The organism is Actinokineospora inagensis DSM 44258, assembly GCF_000482865.1.
In the GTDB taxonomy this organism is placed as follows: Bacteria; Actinomycetota; Actinomycetes; order Mycobacteriales; family Pseudonocardiaceae; genus Actinokineospora; species Actinokineospora inagensis.
Genome location: NZ_AXWW01000026.1, coordinates 1 through 17157, shown reverse-complemented (window position 1 = coordinate 17157; position 17157 = coordinate 1). Strand labels below are relative to the sequence as shown.

At 68.2% G+C, this 17157-nt stretch carries 14 protein-coding genes and 2 pseudogenes; 8 read left to right on the top strand and 8 right to left on the bottom strand.

Features of this window, described 5'->3' with window-relative positions; all coding sequences use genetic code 11:
- The first annotated feature begins 2 nt into the window (after positions 1–2).
- Entirely contained in the window at positions 3–866 is an 864-nt protein-coding gene (locus H504_RS38575) for a hypothetical protein (RefSeq protein ID WP_051385722.1), read from the top strand.
- Here the strand turns inward: H504_RS38575 and H504_RS0110980 are convergent.
- Genes H504_RS0110980 through H504_RS0110970 form a run of 3 tightly spaced genes read right to left on the bottom strand, consistent with a single transcriptional unit; the run spans position 830 to position 3826 of the window.
- On the bottom strand, positions 830–2302 hold the full coding sequence (locus tag H504_RS0110980) for a hypothetical protein (protein ID WP_157440346.1): 1473 nt from the start codon (positions 2300–2302) through the stop codon (positions 830–832). The genes H504_RS38575 and H504_RS0110980 overlap by 37 nt on opposite strands.
- Complete coding sequence (locus tag H504_RS0110975) at positions 2299–3132, bottom strand: protein phosphatase 2C domain-containing protein (RefSeq protein WP_169735370.1); 834 nt, start codon at positions 3130–3132, stop codon at positions 2299–2301. Before H504_RS0110975 ends, H504_RS0110980 begins: the two co-directional genes overlap by 4 nt.
- 16 nt (positions 3133–3148) lie before the next feature.
- Positions 3149–3826 carry a vWA domain-containing protein gene (locus H504_RS0110970; RefSeq protein WP_026422811.1) on the bottom strand — a complete coding sequence of 226 codons (678 nt, stop codon included), beginning with the start codon at positions 3824–3826 and terminating at the stop codon, positions 3149–3151.
- Between the two features lie 437 nt (positions 3827–4263).
- On the opposite strand from H504_RS0110970, the gene H504_RS0110965 reads away from it, so the two are divergent.
- The 4 genes and pseudogenes from H504_RS0110965 to H504_RS41050 all read left to right on the top strand — a co-directional run.
- Positions 4264–4455 carry a hypothetical protein gene (locus H504_RS0110965; protein ID WP_157440345.1) on the top strand — a complete coding sequence of 64 codons (192 nt, stop codon included), beginning with the start codon at positions 4264–4266 and terminating at the stop codon, positions 4453–4455.
- Positions 4456–4464: 9 nt separating this feature from the next.
- A complete protein-coding gene (locus H504_RS43005; RefSeq protein WP_051385721.1) occupies positions 4465–5601 on the top strand; it encodes an RHS repeat-associated core domain-containing protein in 1137 nt (378 codons plus the stop codon).
- A gap of 20 nt (positions 5602–5621) precedes the next feature.
- A complete protein-coding gene (locus H504_RS0110955; RefSeq protein WP_026422809.1) occupies positions 5622–6281 on the top strand; it encodes a hypothetical protein in 660 nt (219 codons plus the stop codon).
- Positions 6282–7249: 968 nt separating this feature from the next.
- Positions 7250–7389: pseudogene (locus H504_RS41050) on the top strand (transposase); the annotation flags it as partial.
- Positions 7390–7514: 125 nt separating this feature from the next.
- Here the strand turns inward: H504_RS41050 and H504_RS41935 are convergent.
- Complete coding sequence (locus H504_RS41935; RefSeq protein ID WP_169735369.1) at positions 7515–7658, bottom strand: hypothetical protein; 144 nt, start codon at positions 7656–7658, stop codon at positions 7515–7517.
- A 71-nt stretch (positions 7659–7729) separates the two neighbouring features.
- Entirely contained in the window at positions 7730–8689 is a 960-nt protein-coding gene (locus tag H504_RS0110940) for an alpha/beta fold hydrolase (protein ID WP_026422808.1), read from the bottom strand.
- 469 nt (positions 8690–9158) lie between these two features.
- On the opposite strand from H504_RS0110940, the gene H504_RS0110935 reads away from it, so the two are divergent.
- Positions 9159–9644, top strand: coding sequence for an RHS repeat domain-containing protein (locus H504_RS0110935; RefSeq protein WP_026422807.1), 486 nt, complete (start codon positions 9159–9161; stop codon positions 9642–9644).
- Between the two features lie 27 nt (positions 9645–9671).
- Here H504_RS0110935 and H504_RS34435 read toward each other — a convergent pair.
- Positions 9672–11460 (bottom strand): annotated as a pseudogene (locus H504_RS34435) (IS481 family transposase).
- 393 nt (positions 11461–11853) lie between these two features.
- Complete coding sequence (locus tag H504_RS0110925) at positions 11854–12579, bottom strand: NPCBM/NEW2 domain-containing protein (protein ID WP_157440344.1); 726 nt, start codon at positions 12577–12579, stop codon at positions 11854–11856.
- A 1700-nt stretch (positions 12580–14279) separates the two neighbouring features.
- On the opposite strand from H504_RS0110925, the gene H504_RS0110910 reads away from it, so the two are divergent.
- Both H504_RS0110910 and H504_RS0110905 read left to right on the top strand, forming a co-directional pair.
- Positions 14280–15401 (top strand): NucA/NucB deoxyribonuclease domain-containing protein, encoded by a 1122-nt coding sequence (locus tag H504_RS0110910; protein ID WP_084467546.1) that lies wholly within the window; start codon positions 14280–14282, stop codon positions 15399–15401.
- A 70-nt stretch (positions 15402–15471) separates the two neighbouring features.
- A complete protein-coding gene (locus H504_RS0110905) occupies positions 15472–15960 on the top strand; it encodes a hypothetical protein (RefSeq protein ID WP_026422804.1) in 489 nt (162 codons plus the stop codon).
- A 7-nt stretch (positions 15961–15967) separates the two neighbouring features.
- Here H504_RS0110905 and H504_RS0110900 read toward each other — a convergent pair whose 3' ends face one another.
- Complete coding sequence (locus H504_RS0110900) at positions 15968–17065, bottom strand: IS630 family transposase (RefSeq protein ID WP_245614186.1); 1098 nt, start codon at positions 17063–17065, stop codon at positions 15968–15970.
- Positions 17066–17157 lie beyond the last annotated feature (92 nt).

The following is a 17157-nucleotide window of genomic DNA, read 5'->3' as shown; positions in this document are numbered from 1 at the left end:
CGGTGACGGCCCTGATCGGGGAGGTAACCAAGCGGCTGCCCGACCGCTGGCTCGCAGGCACTCTGCTGCCCGGCCTGCTGTGGCTCGCCGTGGTCGGGCTCGCGGTCCGGCAGGGCGACGCGCATCCGTTCGACCCGCGCGTCGTCACCGAAGCCGCCCGTGCCCTGGGCACCCTTGCGCGGGACCGTCCCACCGAAGCACTTGTCTGGGCGGCGTTCGCGGTAGGTGGCGCGGGGCTGGCCAGCTTGACCGCGCGCGGGCTCGGCGGCATTGTCCGGTCGCTGTGGTGGGGTCGCTGGCGCGGTCCTCTGGTGTGGCCCGCGCGCACGCTGACCCGGCTGCGGGCACAGCGCGTGACCCGACGGCTTGTGCGGGCGGGAACCCGGCTACCCGAGCGGTACCTGCCCGCGCTCCCCACGTGGATCGGCGACCGGCTGCGCTTGGTGGACGTCCGCGTCGACGCCCAGTACGGGCTCTCGCTCGCGTTGGTGTGGCCGAGGCTCTGGCAGCGGCTCGACGCCGACAACCGGAGCTTGGTGCGACAGGCCAGGATGCGCCTCGACCTCGCCTCGACCCTGGTCGGTTGGGGTGTGCTCTACCTGGCGCCGACGTGGTTCTGGTGGCCGAGCGCGGTGGTCTCGGCTGGTGCCGGTGTGGTTGGCTGGCGGCGAGGTCGGGCGGCGGCCGAGGTGTTCGGCGGTGCTGTTGAGACCACGGTCGACCTGGGTCACCTCGGACTGGCCACAGCGCTGGGGCACCCGGTGGACGGCGGGCTCCGACCCGAGGTGGCCGACGCGATCAACGACCAGCTCCACAAGGGCGCCACGCCTCAGCAGGTCGCGACGGCGACCGACGAGACCTCGTAGGTCGCGGTGAACCGGACGGTCGCCAGCACGCACCCGCCCGCCTTGGTCGCCAGGGAAACCGTGGCACGGGGCGTCGAAGTCCCCTCGCCCCAGAAACCGATGATCCGGCCACCGCTGTCGTAGGGGCCTTTTGCCGCGAGTTCCTCGAGCACTATCCGAATGATGAACTTGGCGGCGTTCACCTCGCAGACCAGTGAATTTATCGCGGACCTCGCCTTGGTGAGGCCGTCACCGCCGTGGACATCGGGACTGGCGACCGCGGCGAACACACACGGCATGTCGGGCAGGGGGTCCATCGTCGGGAGGGTGAGGCGGGTCATGGGCGGGACGTAGAGCGATGGAAGTTGGCGGGTATAGGATGGATAGATCCCTTGGTAGCGCGGGAGCGCGGGACCCGAGGTCGGCTTGTCGGAGCTGCGGAAGATCATCGCCAACACCGCGACCAGGATGAGCGACAGCGGGATCGCCGCCCATTGCCACAACGCAACACGTCGCTGCTTGGCCCGCGCTTGGGTCGCGGGCCTTGACATCGGGACAGTGGGCTCTGGGGTGGGCTCAGGGGACTCGGTGGGTTCGGCGGGCAGTTCGCGCAGGGCCGTGGTCAGCGGACCGACCCACGACCTCGGGGTCGGCCGCTCGAGCGGATCTTGTGACAGGCTCGCGGTCACCTTGGCGCGCAACCGGACCGGCACCGACCGCAAGTCGGTGCTCTGTTGGTCACTGGCGAACACCCGCACGGCCAGCAGCCCCAACTTGTACGAGTCGCTCTGCGGGGTCGCCAGATCTTCCGCGCCCACGGCGCTGATCTGCCAGTCGGGGGTTTCCACCTGCGGCAGCACGCTCGCACCGGCCAGGCGCATCGCATCGCAGTCGATGAAGAAGCTGCGTGGGCGTGCGGTCATGCTGAACAACATGTTGTTCGGCGACAGGTCGCCGACGCAGATGCCCATCCCGTGCAGCATGGCCAGCGCCTCGGCGGTGTCGTGCAGGAACTCCAGCCGGAACGGCGCGGTCACTCGCAGGCCGCGGTCGGCCAGGTAGGCGGGCGGGTTGAGCAGGTACTGCACCAGCGCCAGTTCCTCGGTCGTCCGCGAGCCGAACCGCATCCGTGTGGAGTACTCCACAGGTGCCTTGCGCATCAGGAATCCGCTGACCACACCGTCCTTGCGGACCACGACCTGCGGCCACGCCAGTCGGGCAAGCAGCGCCGAGCGCGCGGACGGCGCCAGGCCGTGCGCGAACCCGACGAAGTGGCGCAACGCGTCCACGTCGACCTCGTCGATCACCCGATTGCTGTACTCCTTGTACACCAGGGGGTCCTGACCATCGGCGTGGTCGACGAGCAGTTGCACCTTGCCCTGGCCACCGGAACCGAGCAATCGCATCGGCCCGAGACCGCGCACGTCGACCTCGGGGATGTCGGTTGCCGTGCTCACCGCCCGCCCCTCGGCCACACCGCCAACAGTGTCCGGTCGTCGTCGAAGGTCTCCCGGGAGAAGTCCAGCAGCCGGGTGAACTCCAACGGGGGCGGGGCAGTGGCCAGCGTGGCGGCGAACGCGTCGCCTACTGATCCGGATCCGTCGCCCAGCGCGGTCCCGACACCGTCGGTACCCAGCAAAAGCACCGACCCCACCGGCAGTTCGACGACCTCCGCCCGGAGCTCGTGCGGCACGTGCGGCAGGGCGACGGTGGCCACCTCGGCGGTGTCGGTCTCGGTCGCCTGGAACACCGGCGCCCACCGGTCCCCGGCCAACACCCAGGCCGTCGAATCTCCGACCCGGCACACCGACGCCACCGCGGAACCGTCCGGACGCGGTCGCACGAGCGTGACCACCACCGTGGTTGACAGCAGTCGCCCGGCCCGCGCGGCGGGCTCGTCGTCGCCAGGTTGGGCGCGGGCGAACTCCACCAACGCCCAACTCGCGCAGCGCATCAACTCCGGCCAGTCGGGTTCCGCACCCTCGTCCAGACGGCGCAGCAACTGGTCGGTCGCACTGCGGCATGCCAACGTGGCGCCCAAGTGGGCCAGCTCGACACTGGAGACGCCATCGGCGACCGCCGCGACGACCGCGCCGCTGGCCGCGTGCCAGGACACCGCGAAGTCGTCCTGCCGTGGACTGCCGTCGTGGCGGTGTTGGTAGCCGCGCACCGAGGCGCCACGCACGGTCAGTTCCGCGCTGGACCACCCGTCGACCGCGGTGTCGGGCCGGTAGCCGGTGCGGTGCGGCGGGCGCGGCTCGAACACGGCGACCGGCGTGCCGATCACCAACGGATCACTCAGCTCAGACAACGTCGACGGCCATCACGAAGCTGTTCGGCCGCTCGACGACCAGCTCGGTCCGGTCGGCCGCCGCGGCACGCGCGGAGGCGACGATGCTCTTGGTGAGCGCCACGCTGAACTCGGCGATCGCCAAACCCAACTCGACTCCAGGCGCCCCGATGAAGGCGAATTCCGGCCGGGTGGCCACCTCCAGGATCGTGCGCGCTCGCGCGGCGCCGATCCCGCACGCGATGATGTTCGGCGCCGCGTGGGTGATTTCTTTGTCCACCAAGCGCTCGTAGGGATCGCGCCAGGCGGGCTCGTCGGTCGGCTGGCCGTCGGTGAGGAAGAAGACGGCAGGCCGGTAAACCGAGTACCCTTGGGACTTGAGCGCGTCTATGTCCGCCGGAATCCGGTGCAGCAGTTCGCCGAACGCGGCGCCGTAGCTGGTTGTTGACCGGGTGGTCAACACCGGCAGCGCGGACTCGGTGCGCAGGTCGGCCAGAGACAGCCGAACCTGCACGTCGTCGGCGAACCCGAGGATCGTGAACCGCACCTTCGCCGCGGCCATCGGCTCCCGCAACAGTGCTTGGTGCAACTCCGCCAACCCCGAGTTGAGCTCCCCGACCACCGGGCCCATCGACGCCGACTCATCCGCGACCACGTACACCGGAAGCACGTTGCCCAGGTTCTCCGCCACAGGTCTTCCTCTCCCCTCAACCGCTGTGTGACGACTATGCCACGCACCGCGCCCGGCGGAGCCCGACTTGCCCAGCCACACCCGAGATTGACCACGGGTCCGTGGGGCTCAGGGCGGCGGAGTGTGGTGGTGTCCGGCGGTCGTTTGCCGACGGCGAACTTCGGGCGGACGCCTGGCGGGTGGGTCAAGTCCTCCGGTAACAACAAGCGGCTCCTGGAGGCGGGTCGGCTTCTCCGGGGTGGTCGGGACCCCCGGGTGACGCGCTCGGTTGACCACGCCTCGGTTCTTGACGTGGTCCGGGATCCGACGGCGCGTGACTGGACGGGCTTGTCCTGGAGCGCGCGGAGTTCTGAGCCTGCCTGTGTCTCAGGTCATGATGGCCTTCTGCTGTCTCGGTTCCCGGTGACTTCTTTGATCTTTGTCTCGGTGTGGCGGTCGTGTACGTGTTGATCGACAAGGCGAACATCCGCGCCAACGTGACCATGCGCGTCGATCTGGCCGTCAGCTACAACTACGCGGCGCGGGAGTGGGAAGGCGGACGGTGCGGGACGGTGGCCAGACTGGCGCACGTCCGGGGGCATGATCATCGGGCGGCGTTGGACTACATCCAGATGGTGTGTCCGGGGTAGTGCTCGCCGGTGGGGGTGCCCTGGCGGTCGGTCACCGAGAACGTTGCGGTCGCCGGCCGGGACTACGACGGGTTGCAGGCTGCTGACCTGTACACGGGGATGCTCAACGCCGCGTTCACCATCCTGCTCAGCACCACCGGGGCCACCGTCAATGGCGCCGTCTCCTACACCCGCGATGCCCTCGACCGGATCGTCCGCCGCGACGCCACCCAGGGCGACCCGACCGGCACCGTGCTCTACGGCTACTCCAGCAACCCCGACCTGGCCACCGCCACCCTCGACACCGCCCACAACATCGTGACCTGGACCGTCACGCTCCCCGGCGGTGTCGATCTGACCGTCCGCAACTCCTCCACCCCCGCGACCTGGGACTACCCGGACATCCGGGGCAACCTCACCCTCACGGCGGGCACCACTGGCACCCAGACCGGCGCCCTGCGCACCTACGACCCCTACGGCAACCCGATCAACACCAGCGGCGCCGTCGACCCGCAAGCCGTCCCCGACAACCAGCCCGGCAACAACGACTTCGGCTGGCTCGGCCAACACCAACGCCCCTACGAGCATGCGGGCGCGCTGTCCATCGTGGAAATGGGCGCCCGGCCCTACAGCCCGCTGCTCGGCCGGTTCCTGTCGGTCGACCCGGTCGACGGCGGTTCGGCCAACGCCTACGACTACGTCACCGGCGACCCGATCAACAGCACCGACCTCGACGGCCACAAGAAGAAGTCTCACAGCCACTGGGAGCATCACGAGCGCCGCATCGCCCACCACCTCGGACGGTCGAGGAGACAGGTCAAGGACGCGATCCACCGCCTCAAGCGCCACGGTGTGGGCAACCGGGTCCACCGCAACCCGGACCTGGAGATCAACGTGCACAACGGCGACGCACGGGTTAAGGGCAGCGAAGAGGTCATCGGCAACATCTGGGACGAAATGGAGATGAAGCACCTGCAAAGCCTGGCCAGGTCCCAACCCCCGTACTTCCCGGCCCCTGCGGCCTCCGCCGGGAGCAGCAACAACACGGGCAAGATCGTCGCGGGCGGCGCCGCGATCGTCTCGACCGGTGCCCTACTGTGGTGGTTGGGCAAACTCGCCTCACCGCTGTGCGGCCCGGCGGCCCCGGCCTGCGCCGTCGTCCTCTGAGCCGGAGCGTGAAAACCTTGATGTCACACGACAACAGCGGCGCGGAAGCCCCGTGGAGCGAAGTCGGTCTCCGGGTCTTCGACCCCCCGGCCGACCTCGCCGAACGGCTGACCGCGGCGGCGGAACGGGAATCCTGGACGAGCCGGGCAGGGAACGGCGTGCTGTCCGTCGACCTCGGGTCGGCGGGCGATGACCCGGCGACCGTGCTCGGGGCCGCGGTCACCGTCCTCGCGGGGGAGGTCGACGCCTTTGATGACGCCGATCTGTTCGTCGGCCTGTTCTCCCCCGACACCCGCGAGACCAGTTCGTTCCCATTCCCCGCCGACCTGTTGTCCCGGTGCGCCGACCTGAACCTCCAGTTCGTGCTCGACGCCTACCCACCCGCCACCGACGAGGCCCCCGAACGGGCGAACTCGACCAAGTGGCTGCGCCTGTCCGCCGAATCGGACACCGCTGCCGCCGTCGAGGAGATCGAGGACCACACCTCGGAGTCGACCAGCGAGTTGATCGCCGACCGACTCCGCGAACTGGCGGCCACCGACGGGCCACGGGAAACCGCGGTCCTGGAGATCGCCTCGAACGGCCAGTTCGGCGCCGTCCTGCGGGTGGACACGCTGCGCACCCTCGCGGCACGGTTCGCCACCTTCACCGTCAGACTGGTTCCCCCGCCGACGGAGTAGCCACTGACACCGCCTGCCGACCCGGGTTCCGGGTCGGCAGGCGGTGTTGTGAGCGGATGGGCCCGGGGCAGGAGCACGAATTCCTCCTGAGCCAGGGGCCAACGCCCAGGTTAGGCGGGGCAGAGTCGCCTCCGGTATGGGAACCCGGCCGATCGCGCGCCGCGGGTCTGCCGCTGCACCTGATCGGCCACGAGGACGTTATCGTCTTCTGCACCGCCCTGCACATGACCGCCGACAGCAGCGCCTGCTGCGCTACACCGGACCACGCCCCAGGTCGAATTCTCCCTCGCCAGACGGACGACCAAGGCAACGACCTCGTCGCTGATCGGAGGACGGCCCGGCGGTTTCGGATGACACCACTTCCTGGTCACGAGTCTGCGATGCCACCGGAGCAAGGTTGCAGGCGTGACGATCCGACAGGCCCGCAGGGACCTCGGTAGCAGCCGAGACAGGGCCGCGAGCACCGCCCGGTCGGCCCAGTCCAGCCGTGGACGTTGGGTTGGTACAGCGCAGAACCGCCACCTCATGGCGTAGCACGAGTATCTCCGCGTCCTTGGAAGCCGAACTTCGGCCTAACAGCGCCAGCTAGGACAACACCTGAACCAGGAGTCCGTACAACAGTCGAACAGCCACGGACCACCAATCAACGAACATCACACAACAGCAGCTCAGGCTAGCGACCGAGTCTCCGACCAGCACAGGGAGGCCTCAAACGAGGAACCGAGAGGAAGCAACGATAAACCTGACTGCGCTGTTTGCACCCGTTGTGGCCCAGGCCGCGCCCGCAGCGGCGCTGGAAAAGCCAGTGCGCGACCCTCACGGCGCCGGGCGGCGGGTCCGCTTACGTGTCCAAGTCCTGGTACAACAAGAACAGCGTGGGCCAGTTCGACAGCACCTGGTCGGTGTCCCGCTCGTCGTCCAACGTCACGGTCTGCGCGTAGGTGCGATCGTCCCCGACGAGTCATCGGCGGAGTGGTCGGCCGGAGAAGCATCATCGTCGGGGATCGTGGACGCGATCCTGTACGTGGTGGCCACCGGGTGCGCGTGGCGGGCGTTGCCCGCTGACTTTCCGCCGTTGGAGACGGTGTACTGGTATTTCACCCGGTGGGAGCAGCCGCGCCACCGACAGATCATGGCCAAAAACCAGATGCCGCGTCCGGTACCTGTTCGCCGACACCGACTCCGCCAGCGCCCTGGTCGACCGGGCCCGCACCTAGCGGACCACGATCGAGATCATGCCCAAACCCGCGGGCCGGACAGGTTCGCGGTCATCCCCCGACGATGGGCGGTCGAACGGACCTTCGCCTGGCCCGCGACCACGAACGCCACCTCCGAGGCCAATACCCGCAGGGCCACCACCACCATGACCGACCGCATCACCCCACGGACACGCCGCAACCCGACTCGGACCACACCCACTCGCCGCACGGTGGATCTCAAACACGCTCTCAGTGCCGGTTGGCCCGGAAGAAGTTCAGCAGCACGGGGTTGACCACGTCCGACCGTTCCCAGTGGACGTTGTGCCCGCACTCGTTGGCTACCACGGTGCTCACCCTGCGGAAGTGCCCGGCCAGCAGGCGCTGCACCGGTGGTGAGGTGTGCGGGTCGGCGTCCCCCCACAGCAGCAGGGTGGGCACGGTGAGCCGTTCGATCACGGCCCAGTTCAGCGAGGTCGCCCTGGGCTGGACGATCCCGTTGGGTCCGGCCCGGTGCTGGATGTCCAGCCACCTGGCGACACCGTCCGGGTCGATCGCGCGGTAGGACGGGCCCAACTCCCGGAAGTGGATGGGCAGCGCGTCGACCTCGGGCGAGCGCAACCGCTCCACCATGTCCTGGTAGTCCTGCTCCTGGACTTGAAGCACGCACGCGCCGATCACCAGGCTGTGCAACCGGTCCGGGTGGTTGAGCGCGTAGTCCATCGCGTACCAGCCGCCACCGGCAACGCCGACGACGTGGAACCTCCCGATGCCCAGGAAGTCCACGAGGTCGTGCAGGTCCTCGATGCCGGTCCTCGGGTCGTTCGGGTCCTGCACCGGCGAGTTGGCGTACCCCCGACGCGAGTAGCCGATGACCCGGTACCCCGCACGGGCGAGGTACGGCTGCTGGTACGGCCAGCTCTCGCCACTACCGCTCAGAGCGTGCAGCAGAACCACCGGCTCACCGGGCCCGCCGGTGTCCCAGTACCACAGCCGCGCCCCGGGCACCTGGAACAAGCCCTGGGCAGCCGGGACCTGCTCGGGCACCGGGATCGGGCGCACCGGGCTGCCAGGGCCCGGGACGCCCGGTGGGTGCGCGTCGGCGGTCCCGTCGACCAGGGCCGTGCCGCCGAGGGCGAGCCCGGTTCCCCGCAACAGGGTCCGGCGGGATATCGCAAGCGACGGGTTCGGGTTGGCCTCGGCGTTGCCCATATGACCTCATCTCGGGTGACCGGTTCCCGCCGACGTGGCCGGACGTGCCGAGGAACCGAACCATTGGCGTATCGGTGATCACGTGCCTAGTCAGGCGGGTGCGGCAACCAGGTCGAGCACGCCGGTGTAGGCGCGCGGCGTGCTCGGGTTCGTCCTCACCCTCGGCGAGTGGAGGAAGGCGTCGACCGACGTGCGCACAGCCTGCCCGCCGACGCACCGGCCCCCGTCCGCCGGGTCTCCAGCTCCGTCACCGTCGCGACCATGAACCGGCCTCCCCGATCGACCCACCGGATAACGTGCACGAGTGGCACAGCGACCGCTGAACGGTCCCCACGGGCCGCCACCCGCCGCTGTGGATCAGGCTACCGGATGCTGGCCCTTTATCACATGCCTTTGGTCCAGTAGGGCTGTCCGTCTGGATTCATGATCGGCGTAGAAGCTTTACGATCGTCGTAAATCTGTTGAGTCCGTGGCCTTCGCGGTCTGCAACGGCCACATCGCCCGCCCCCAACCGCACCCGCTCACGCACAGCACCCGGCCCGCGCGAGTCGACGTAGACCCGCCCGACGGTGGCACACCGACCACGACGGTCACCGACGCTCGGGGCAAGACCACTCAGACCCGGCACTACCTTGGCACATCGCCCACCGGGGCTTACCAGAGCACCGACTACACATACACAGCCAGGGGCGATCTTTCCACCATCACCGATCCCACGGGCTCCGTGAACCGGTTCTTCTACGATCTGCGCGGTCTTAAGACACGGACGGAAGATCCGGCCAAGGGCGTCACCACGATGACCTATGACGACGCGGGTCGGATCGCTACCAGCACGGACGCGCGCGGCGTAGTACTTGCCTACAGCTATGACCAACTGTCGCGCCGCAAGGAAATGCGGGACGTCTCGGCCACCGGCACACTTCGCGCCAAGTGTATGGGCTCAGGACATGCTTGACGTTTTGTCGTCGGGACATGCTTGACGTCAGCCGGGCGTGACGCTTTTGCCGGTGACGTGCAGTCGGGTGATGGGTTTGAGGCTCTGACGGGGTCGGACAGCGATCTCTTCGTCGCCGTGCAGGACACGCAGGTGGGTGTCCTCGATGACCACGGTGACCAGTTTGCCGCGGTGACGCGGCCCGAGCTTGATCCGCTGGCCGCCGACGAGGATGCGGCCGCTGGCATGGACCCGTCGTTGGGCGCGCAGCGATCCCGCGGGCAACGGTGGTGGGGGCAGCGGACTGGACGGTGTACTGGCGCCCTGCAGCCGCGCGAGCTGGTCGGCGGGGATCGGACAGGGCCTGCTGCCGATGAGGGCGTTGTCGAGCACAGCGTGCATCAGATGGCCGTCCAGTCGCAGCGCGACTCTGCGGCCTGCGTGGGCGAAACTGATCAGGTGCGTGGTGCCGGCGATGGTGACGACACCGTCCTTGTTGACCGTGCGCTCGATCTCGACCGCGCCGCCCTCGGGCAGTACGGGGATGCCGTCACGTCGGCGCAGGGCGGGTAGTGCTGGCTGTGGTCCGGCGGTGCGGGCTCCGCGCATCAGCAGGTGGCGAAGATCCTCGGGCCGCAGCCGGGAGACGATGGTGCGCACGACGCACGACGTGCCCATCGCAGCTGAGGTGGACGCTGCGCTGGTCGGCCCAGACGGTGACGGTCCGCCCGGCCATCGCCTGGTGCAGCGAGACCTTCTGCCGCCCGGACAGCACGCTGAGCTCGCCGCTGGGCGGCACGCGTGCCTCGAACTCCACGGCCATCCCGTCCGGGGCGGGCGTGGGTGGCTCGATCACGTCGACCGCCAGATCAGGCGTAGCTTCGTCCGATGTGGACGGGGGAACTTCGAGCCGGGTGGGCCCGTTGGGGCGGAACAGACTGGCCGGGGTGGCCATGTCCAGCGACTGGTGCGGCCGCTGGTGGTTGTAACCGGCGACCCACCCGTCGATGGCTTCCTGCGCGGCGGTGATGGACTCGAACGGTGCGACATGGTCGAGGAACTCCTCGCGCAGCGTCTTGTGGAACCGCTCGATCTTGCCGGTGGTCGTCGGTGAGCGGGGCTTGGTCAGCCGCGCGGTGATGCCGTTGTCCCGGCAGATCCGCTCGAACAGCACCTCAACCAGCAGCGGCTTGGTGTACTTGCCGGTGAACTGCTTTCCGTTGACGCTCAACACTTCTGAGGGCACCCCGTAGCGGCGCATCGCCGCGGTGAACGCCTCACACACCGCCCGGCCCGTAGGCACCGCGACCACCGCCGCGATCACCACGAACCGCGAGTGGTCGTCGATCCCGGTGACCATCTTGCACTGCCGTTCATCGGCCAGGGGCACGCCACCGACGATGTCGAGCTGCCACAGGTGCATCGGCTCCGCGCGCTGCCAGCGCCGGTACTTGCGCTTGTGCTGCTGGGCTTGCGGATCGATCAGGCCGTTGCGCACCAGCACCCGGTGCGTGGTCGCCCGCGACGGCGCCGGCTGGACGCCACTGCGGCCGAGCTCGTAGCTGATCCGGCGAGCACCCCACCGAGGATGATCACGCCGCAGCTGGCAGATCAACGCTTCCACCTCGGCCGCAGTGCGATTCAGGCTGGTACGCGGACGCCGCGAGCGGTCCGACAAACCTGGCATGCCTTCCTGCTGGAAGCGTTGCCGCCAGGTGTGCAGCGACTGCCGCGAGGTTCCATACCTGGCCGCGACCTCGCCGATCGGCGACCCGCCCAGCACGTCGCACACTGCTCGGTAGCGGTACTCCACCTGCGCTTGCTGATCCACAACCATCCGCCTCTGATCCGCCTACTCGATCAAGAGCGACAAGATCACGATCGGAGAGAATCCGTCAAGCATGTCCCGAGAACGATCGGTCAAGGATCTCCTGAGCCCGCACACCGACAGGCAGCCTGGTGGTCGAGCGCACGTTCGGGTTCCGGTCGTCGGAATGAGAGGTTTGTGTGGTGGCCACGGCCGCTCGTTGGGTTGGGGACGCGCCGCGCGATATCCGTGACCGGTAGCGGGGTTGATCTCCTGCCCGGCGACTTCGTCGCCGGGCAGGAGATCGCATTGATGGCTAAGCCGGTCGAAGGACGTCGATCGACTGTCGGCGGGGGCTGCAGGCGGTTGCAGTACGTGCGCCAGGGCGCGCCTCCGTGAGGGTGTTCCACCGGGCCGGGCCGGTCAAGGCCGGCTGAGTGTCGCGTCACCCAGCGCGACGTCCGAGAACGTCGTGCCCGGCGTGTTCGTCGAGCACGAGATCGTCAACTGCACCGCACCGTCCAAGTCGATGGAGACGGGTGTCGGACTTCCGAGGTTCGCGACGATCGGCGGCCCGAGCGCGACCGTGGAGTTGTCCTTGTAGAACGTGATCGTCGGATTCACGCCGGAGGTCTGGTACTTGGCATCGTCGGGAACACCGACCGTGGCCTTGAGGTTCTTCGCTTTTGACACGTCATAGACCACTGATGTGACCGTGTTCTGGCAGAGGAATCGGAGACCTTGTACGTACTCCGTTCCCTTCATCCGCACGGGGCCGACCTGGAGGCCGGTGGGGGTTCGCTGTCCGAGCTGCTGGAGCTGCGTGAGGTACTCGCCCGCCGCGGAGGCGGAGCTGCTCCGCGCGGCCGGAGAGGGTATTGACGACTGATCCGCGGTTGTCGGCATCGGTGTGCCGGCCGTAGCGGTCGCGGCGGGGCCAGCCTGTCCGGCAGACGTGGTCGCGGGCGCTGCGACCAGTGGTGCGAGCGCCACCAGCACCCCCAGGACGAGCGCGGCCGTACCGAGCCGCCTGAGAGTCCGTGCGGTCGCCTGGTCGAACGACGTGCCCTTGCGCGGGTGGAACACCTTGGCGAGCAGGAGTTCACCCTTGGTCGACGACGCGACGAGCAGGCCGATGGCGATGACCACGAGTCCGACCCCGCCCGACACGACCGCTGCTGAACCTGTTTCCACGATGCTCCTTCGGTGGCGCACCCCTTCGCGCGGCCCACGCCACGAGTGACTACGAGAGGGGTCTCCGCCCCTTTGGTCTGCGGACGGGAGCCGGGTGTTACCCGATCACGTCAAGGCGACCGCGTCGTGAGCGGGATCCTCCGCACGGCTCTGTTGTTCACTGGCGACGACTGGGCGAGGTTGCAGGGAGGTAGTTGTCGGCACGCACAAGGGCTGGCCGCTCGTGACCTGGCCAGAGTTCCACGTGGTCCGGAACTGTGCTGCCGTGCTGCCGGTTGAGGACATGCGGGAGCCATCGACGCCAGCCGGCGAGCGGAGGCCGTTCGGCGTAACGCTTCCAGCAGGTCGTAGTCATCCAGGGTGGCGCGGTCGAATGCGGCTTCGAGTTCCTTCCGCGTGAGGATGGTGTTGCCATGCCTCACGGAGGTTCTTGCACGGGGTCGCGTCGGGTTGAGCTCGGTGGCGCCGAGGGTGAGGCAGGTCGCCGCGATCGAGTCCGGTGGGATGCTGTGCCCGCCGACGCCGATGGTGATCACGTTGGTGTCGGGCCCGGCGCCCGCATTCCGGTTGGGTGGGGCACGGGGTGAGCCGGTCGCCCGCAGGCCGAAGACTCAGGTGTTGTCGAGGCGTGTGGGAGGGGGTTCGCGTGAAGGGTCGGGCGGGGTGGGCCGCGGTGGCTGTGGTGATCGTCTCCGGTGTCCTGTGGTTGTCGTTGACGTCGGTGGAGCCGTCGCAGGCAGGGCCGTGACGGTGACGGCGTGGGGTCGGTCGGACGAAGTCGCGGCGTTGCTGGGTGGTGGCTCATCGGGGCGGCCGCAGAGGCTGGTGTCCGGCGACGTGGGCGCGGTGCTCGTTGATTGCTCGGACGGTGTGGCATCGCGGCGGTGGTGGTGTGCCGGGTTGCTGGTGCCGGCGGTGGGAGCAGGCCTGCTGTCGTGGCGCGGCCGTGCGGCGCGGCCAGGACGGTGAGTGCGGCGACGGTGTCGCCCGGCCCCGGCGGCTGGGGTGCCTGCCGTCGCAGCAGAGCGGTATCCAGGACTGGGCCATACGGGGTAGAGGGCGGAACTTTCCTACCTGGTAGTGATATTTGTGGGTAATCTTTGCCCGGCTGGGTGCGGCGATTGGGGACTGCGCCCACTGGGGACAAGAAATTAGCGTCCATGCGACGTCTGGCCCTACGTGGCTTTATTTGTGCTGCCATTGTTTCCGTACTCGGCGTCGGATCTCGGCAGACTTTTACAACGAGACGGAGTTTTTCACCAATGACGCCATGACCAAGTCGTTCGCGTTTGGTCTGGACATGCGCTACTCGAGCACGGGCACGGTGTTCCAGCCGTACTGGGTCGACTACAGCAACGATTACCTCTACCACAACGTCGGCACCGCCTTGTCCGCCCCGGACGGGCGTCTGCACACGTTCATGGCGATCCCGAGTTGCGGCAACTGCTCGACATGGGACGTGTTCTACGACTTCGCGAAGGTCGGCACGACCGGGGGGCAACCGGGGCCCTCGTCGCACCACCTGATGACCGGGTGGCTGCTGTCGGGTATGTCCGGGCAGATGGGTCTGAGCGCCACCAGCGACCGGATCATGACACCGCCGGCCTCGAGCAGCAGGCCCAGCGGCTGGTCAACGCACGTCTGGGAGGCACGCGATGATGCGCCGTGCTGTCACCCTTCTGGCCGCCGTTGGTGCGCTGCTGGTCTCGGTCGTCCCCGCCGCCACGTCCGCGGCGGCGGCCCCTGCCTCGCGAGTGTCGGCGCAGGCGGTCACCGACCTGCGCGGCGAGTGCGCCGCTCACCAGGCAGAGGCGGGCCGCGTGCAGGGGTGGGCCCGAAGCCGGTTCGAGCAGTGCCACCACTACACCGAGAAAGTGTCGCTGTACAACACGAACGGCTCATACCTGGGGTACTTCGACTTCGAGCTGTGGATCCTGGCGTTCGCCTACGACGGCAGCCGCCGCGTGGACTACGTGACCAGCGTCGAGAACGTCCACCAGTCGACCACCATGAGCAACGAGCTCACCTGGTTGACCATTAGGCTCGACTGCCGCGGCACTGACCTGGTGTGCCCGGCGGGGCTGTCGCGGGCAGACACCATCGCCGGGTGGTACGCGCGCTCGACGATGGACACCGTCACCATCACGTCTCCCGACACCGCAGGCACCGGCCCGTACAAGACAGTCCCCCTGACCGAGACCGTGGGCTTCACCGGGGAATACCGCGATGGCCGCACAGCCCCGTTCTACAAGGACACCGAAGCGATCAACCACGTGCGGTTCGACAGTGCCGACTCGGCGCTGGGCAACGGCAAGTACAAGGGCACGGTCTTCACCGACCACGTGCCCCGCTTCGCCCTCGCTCGCACGGGTGAAGGCGCCGACGAGGAGGCCAGGCACGTCGACGACACCCTCCACCACCCCGAGCGCACGTTCCCCGCGGTCATCGGCAAGAACGCCCCAGGCGAGAACGCGCCGCTGCACCGGCTGATGGACCCGACCAAACGCCGGGCCAACCACGATGCCGCGGTGCGCTTGTGCACCAACGTCTGGGGTACCAACTACGCCGCAGGCGGGATGGAGTGCGACGAGTACCCGTTCCAGTCGACCTACGAGGGGGCAGCGGAGTCCACCGGCAACCAACCCGGCTTGTGGAACGGATCGGCCCGCCCCATCCCGGCCGCTGACAACGGTCGGGGCGGCACCTTGCTGGCGAACTTCTACGGAGCCAACCGGGTACTGGACAACGACGCGTTCTTCATCGCCCTCACCGGCTGAGCGCGGGTGCTGGGGCGACCCTAGACTGCCCGGGTCGCCCCAGCACCGCACCGAAACGGCCACACACCCCATGCCGAACCTTCTTGACGAACACAACGTTGTTCTCACCCCGGCGTACCGAATCCTCAGCCTGCGCGACGCCGACGCGGACGCCGGGCACGACCCGGACAACGCCCTCGGCCAGGCCTACGCCACGGTGGCGACGAGCACCGGTGCGGAGCTCTACCTGGTGTGCGCACAGGCTGAACTGCCTGTCGCAGTGGGTCTTCGTTTGTGGGACACAGATCCGGCCGTAACCGCGCAGGGCGACGGTGCGGGGCTCACGGCGCTGCTCGAAGTGGAGTTCGCCACCGGTCTGGTCGTGCTGTCCTCACCCACCGCGGAAGCGGTCGACATCCGACTGCCCACTGGCCCCGGAACCTACGCCGCCGTGGTCGAACACAGCGGCCGGACCTTGGCCGAACAGCACCGCCCGAACGCTGATCCGGCCGGCAACGAAGTCTCCCACGAGAGATACACGATCAACCTGTGGCGCACCGGCGACATCGAAGACGACTAGTGGTGTGTCACGCAACCTTGGTGGGGTAATGGGTCCAGGTTCGGATGGGTGAGTCGATGGCGAATCCGGTCTTGGGCTGGGAGTGGGTGTTGCGCCAGCGTATGTGGGCTGCCAACGCCTGGTTCTGTTGTTCGTGGGATCGGTGGTCGGTGCCGTTGAGAGCGAAGTAGCGCAGTGCGGCGAACTCGGTCTCGATCCAGTTGAGCCAGGACGAGTAGGTGGGCAGGAACACCAGCTCGACATTGTTGGCCGCGGCCCAGTCCCGGACCTTGGGGTGGCGGTGCGGGGAGAAGTTGTCCATGACCAGGTGCAGGCGCTGATCCGGCCAGCGGTTCCGCAAGGACTGAAGCAGATCGAGGAGTTCACGGTGGCGTTTGCGGGCCCGGATCCGGTAGTGCAGCTTCCCGGTGGCGAGGTCGAGGGCGGCGATCATGTGCATCACGCCGTCGCTGCGGTTGAACGTGGCTCGTAGTCGGGCGGGTTTGCCTCGCGGGCACCAGGCTTTGCCTTTGCGGGGCTGGAGGTTGAGCGGGCCGAACTCGTCGATGCAGATGACCCGCCCGCCTTCGGGCCGGTGGTCGTAGAGGTCGAGGATCCGCTGCATCTTGGCGATGAAGCCGGCGTCGTTGGAGGCTTTCCAGGTTGTGGTGGTCTGCCAGGACACCCCGCCCTCGCGCAGGATGCGGCGCAGGGTCTCGCGGCTCAGCGCGACAACGGTGCCCCGGCCGAGCAGGTGGTCCCTGAGTTTCGACAGGGACCAGGTGCCGAACGCCGTGATGCCCCAATCGGCGGGAGACGTCCTGGCGATCAGACAGATCCGCTTGCGGATCTGCTCACCGATCCTCCTCGGGCGTCCCCCTCTCCATTTTGGGTCCAGCGCGTCGAACCCCCGCTCGTTGAACGCGTGGATCACATCACGCACATAACCGTCACTGACCTGCAGCAACGACACGATGTCGGCCACCGCCTGGCCCTGGGCGGACATGAGCACCACGATCGCCCGCCGCAACCGCACAGGGTCCTTCGAGGTCCTGGTGATCCGTGCCAACCTCCGGCCCTCGTCCATCGACACCGGGCGCACGAACACACTCGCCTTCCGCGCCACAACCACCTCCCACAGTCGACCTGCGGGACCAGCCTGGCGGACCCACCACCAAGATCAGTTACCGGGCCAACCTTCTGAGCAGCACCACTAGC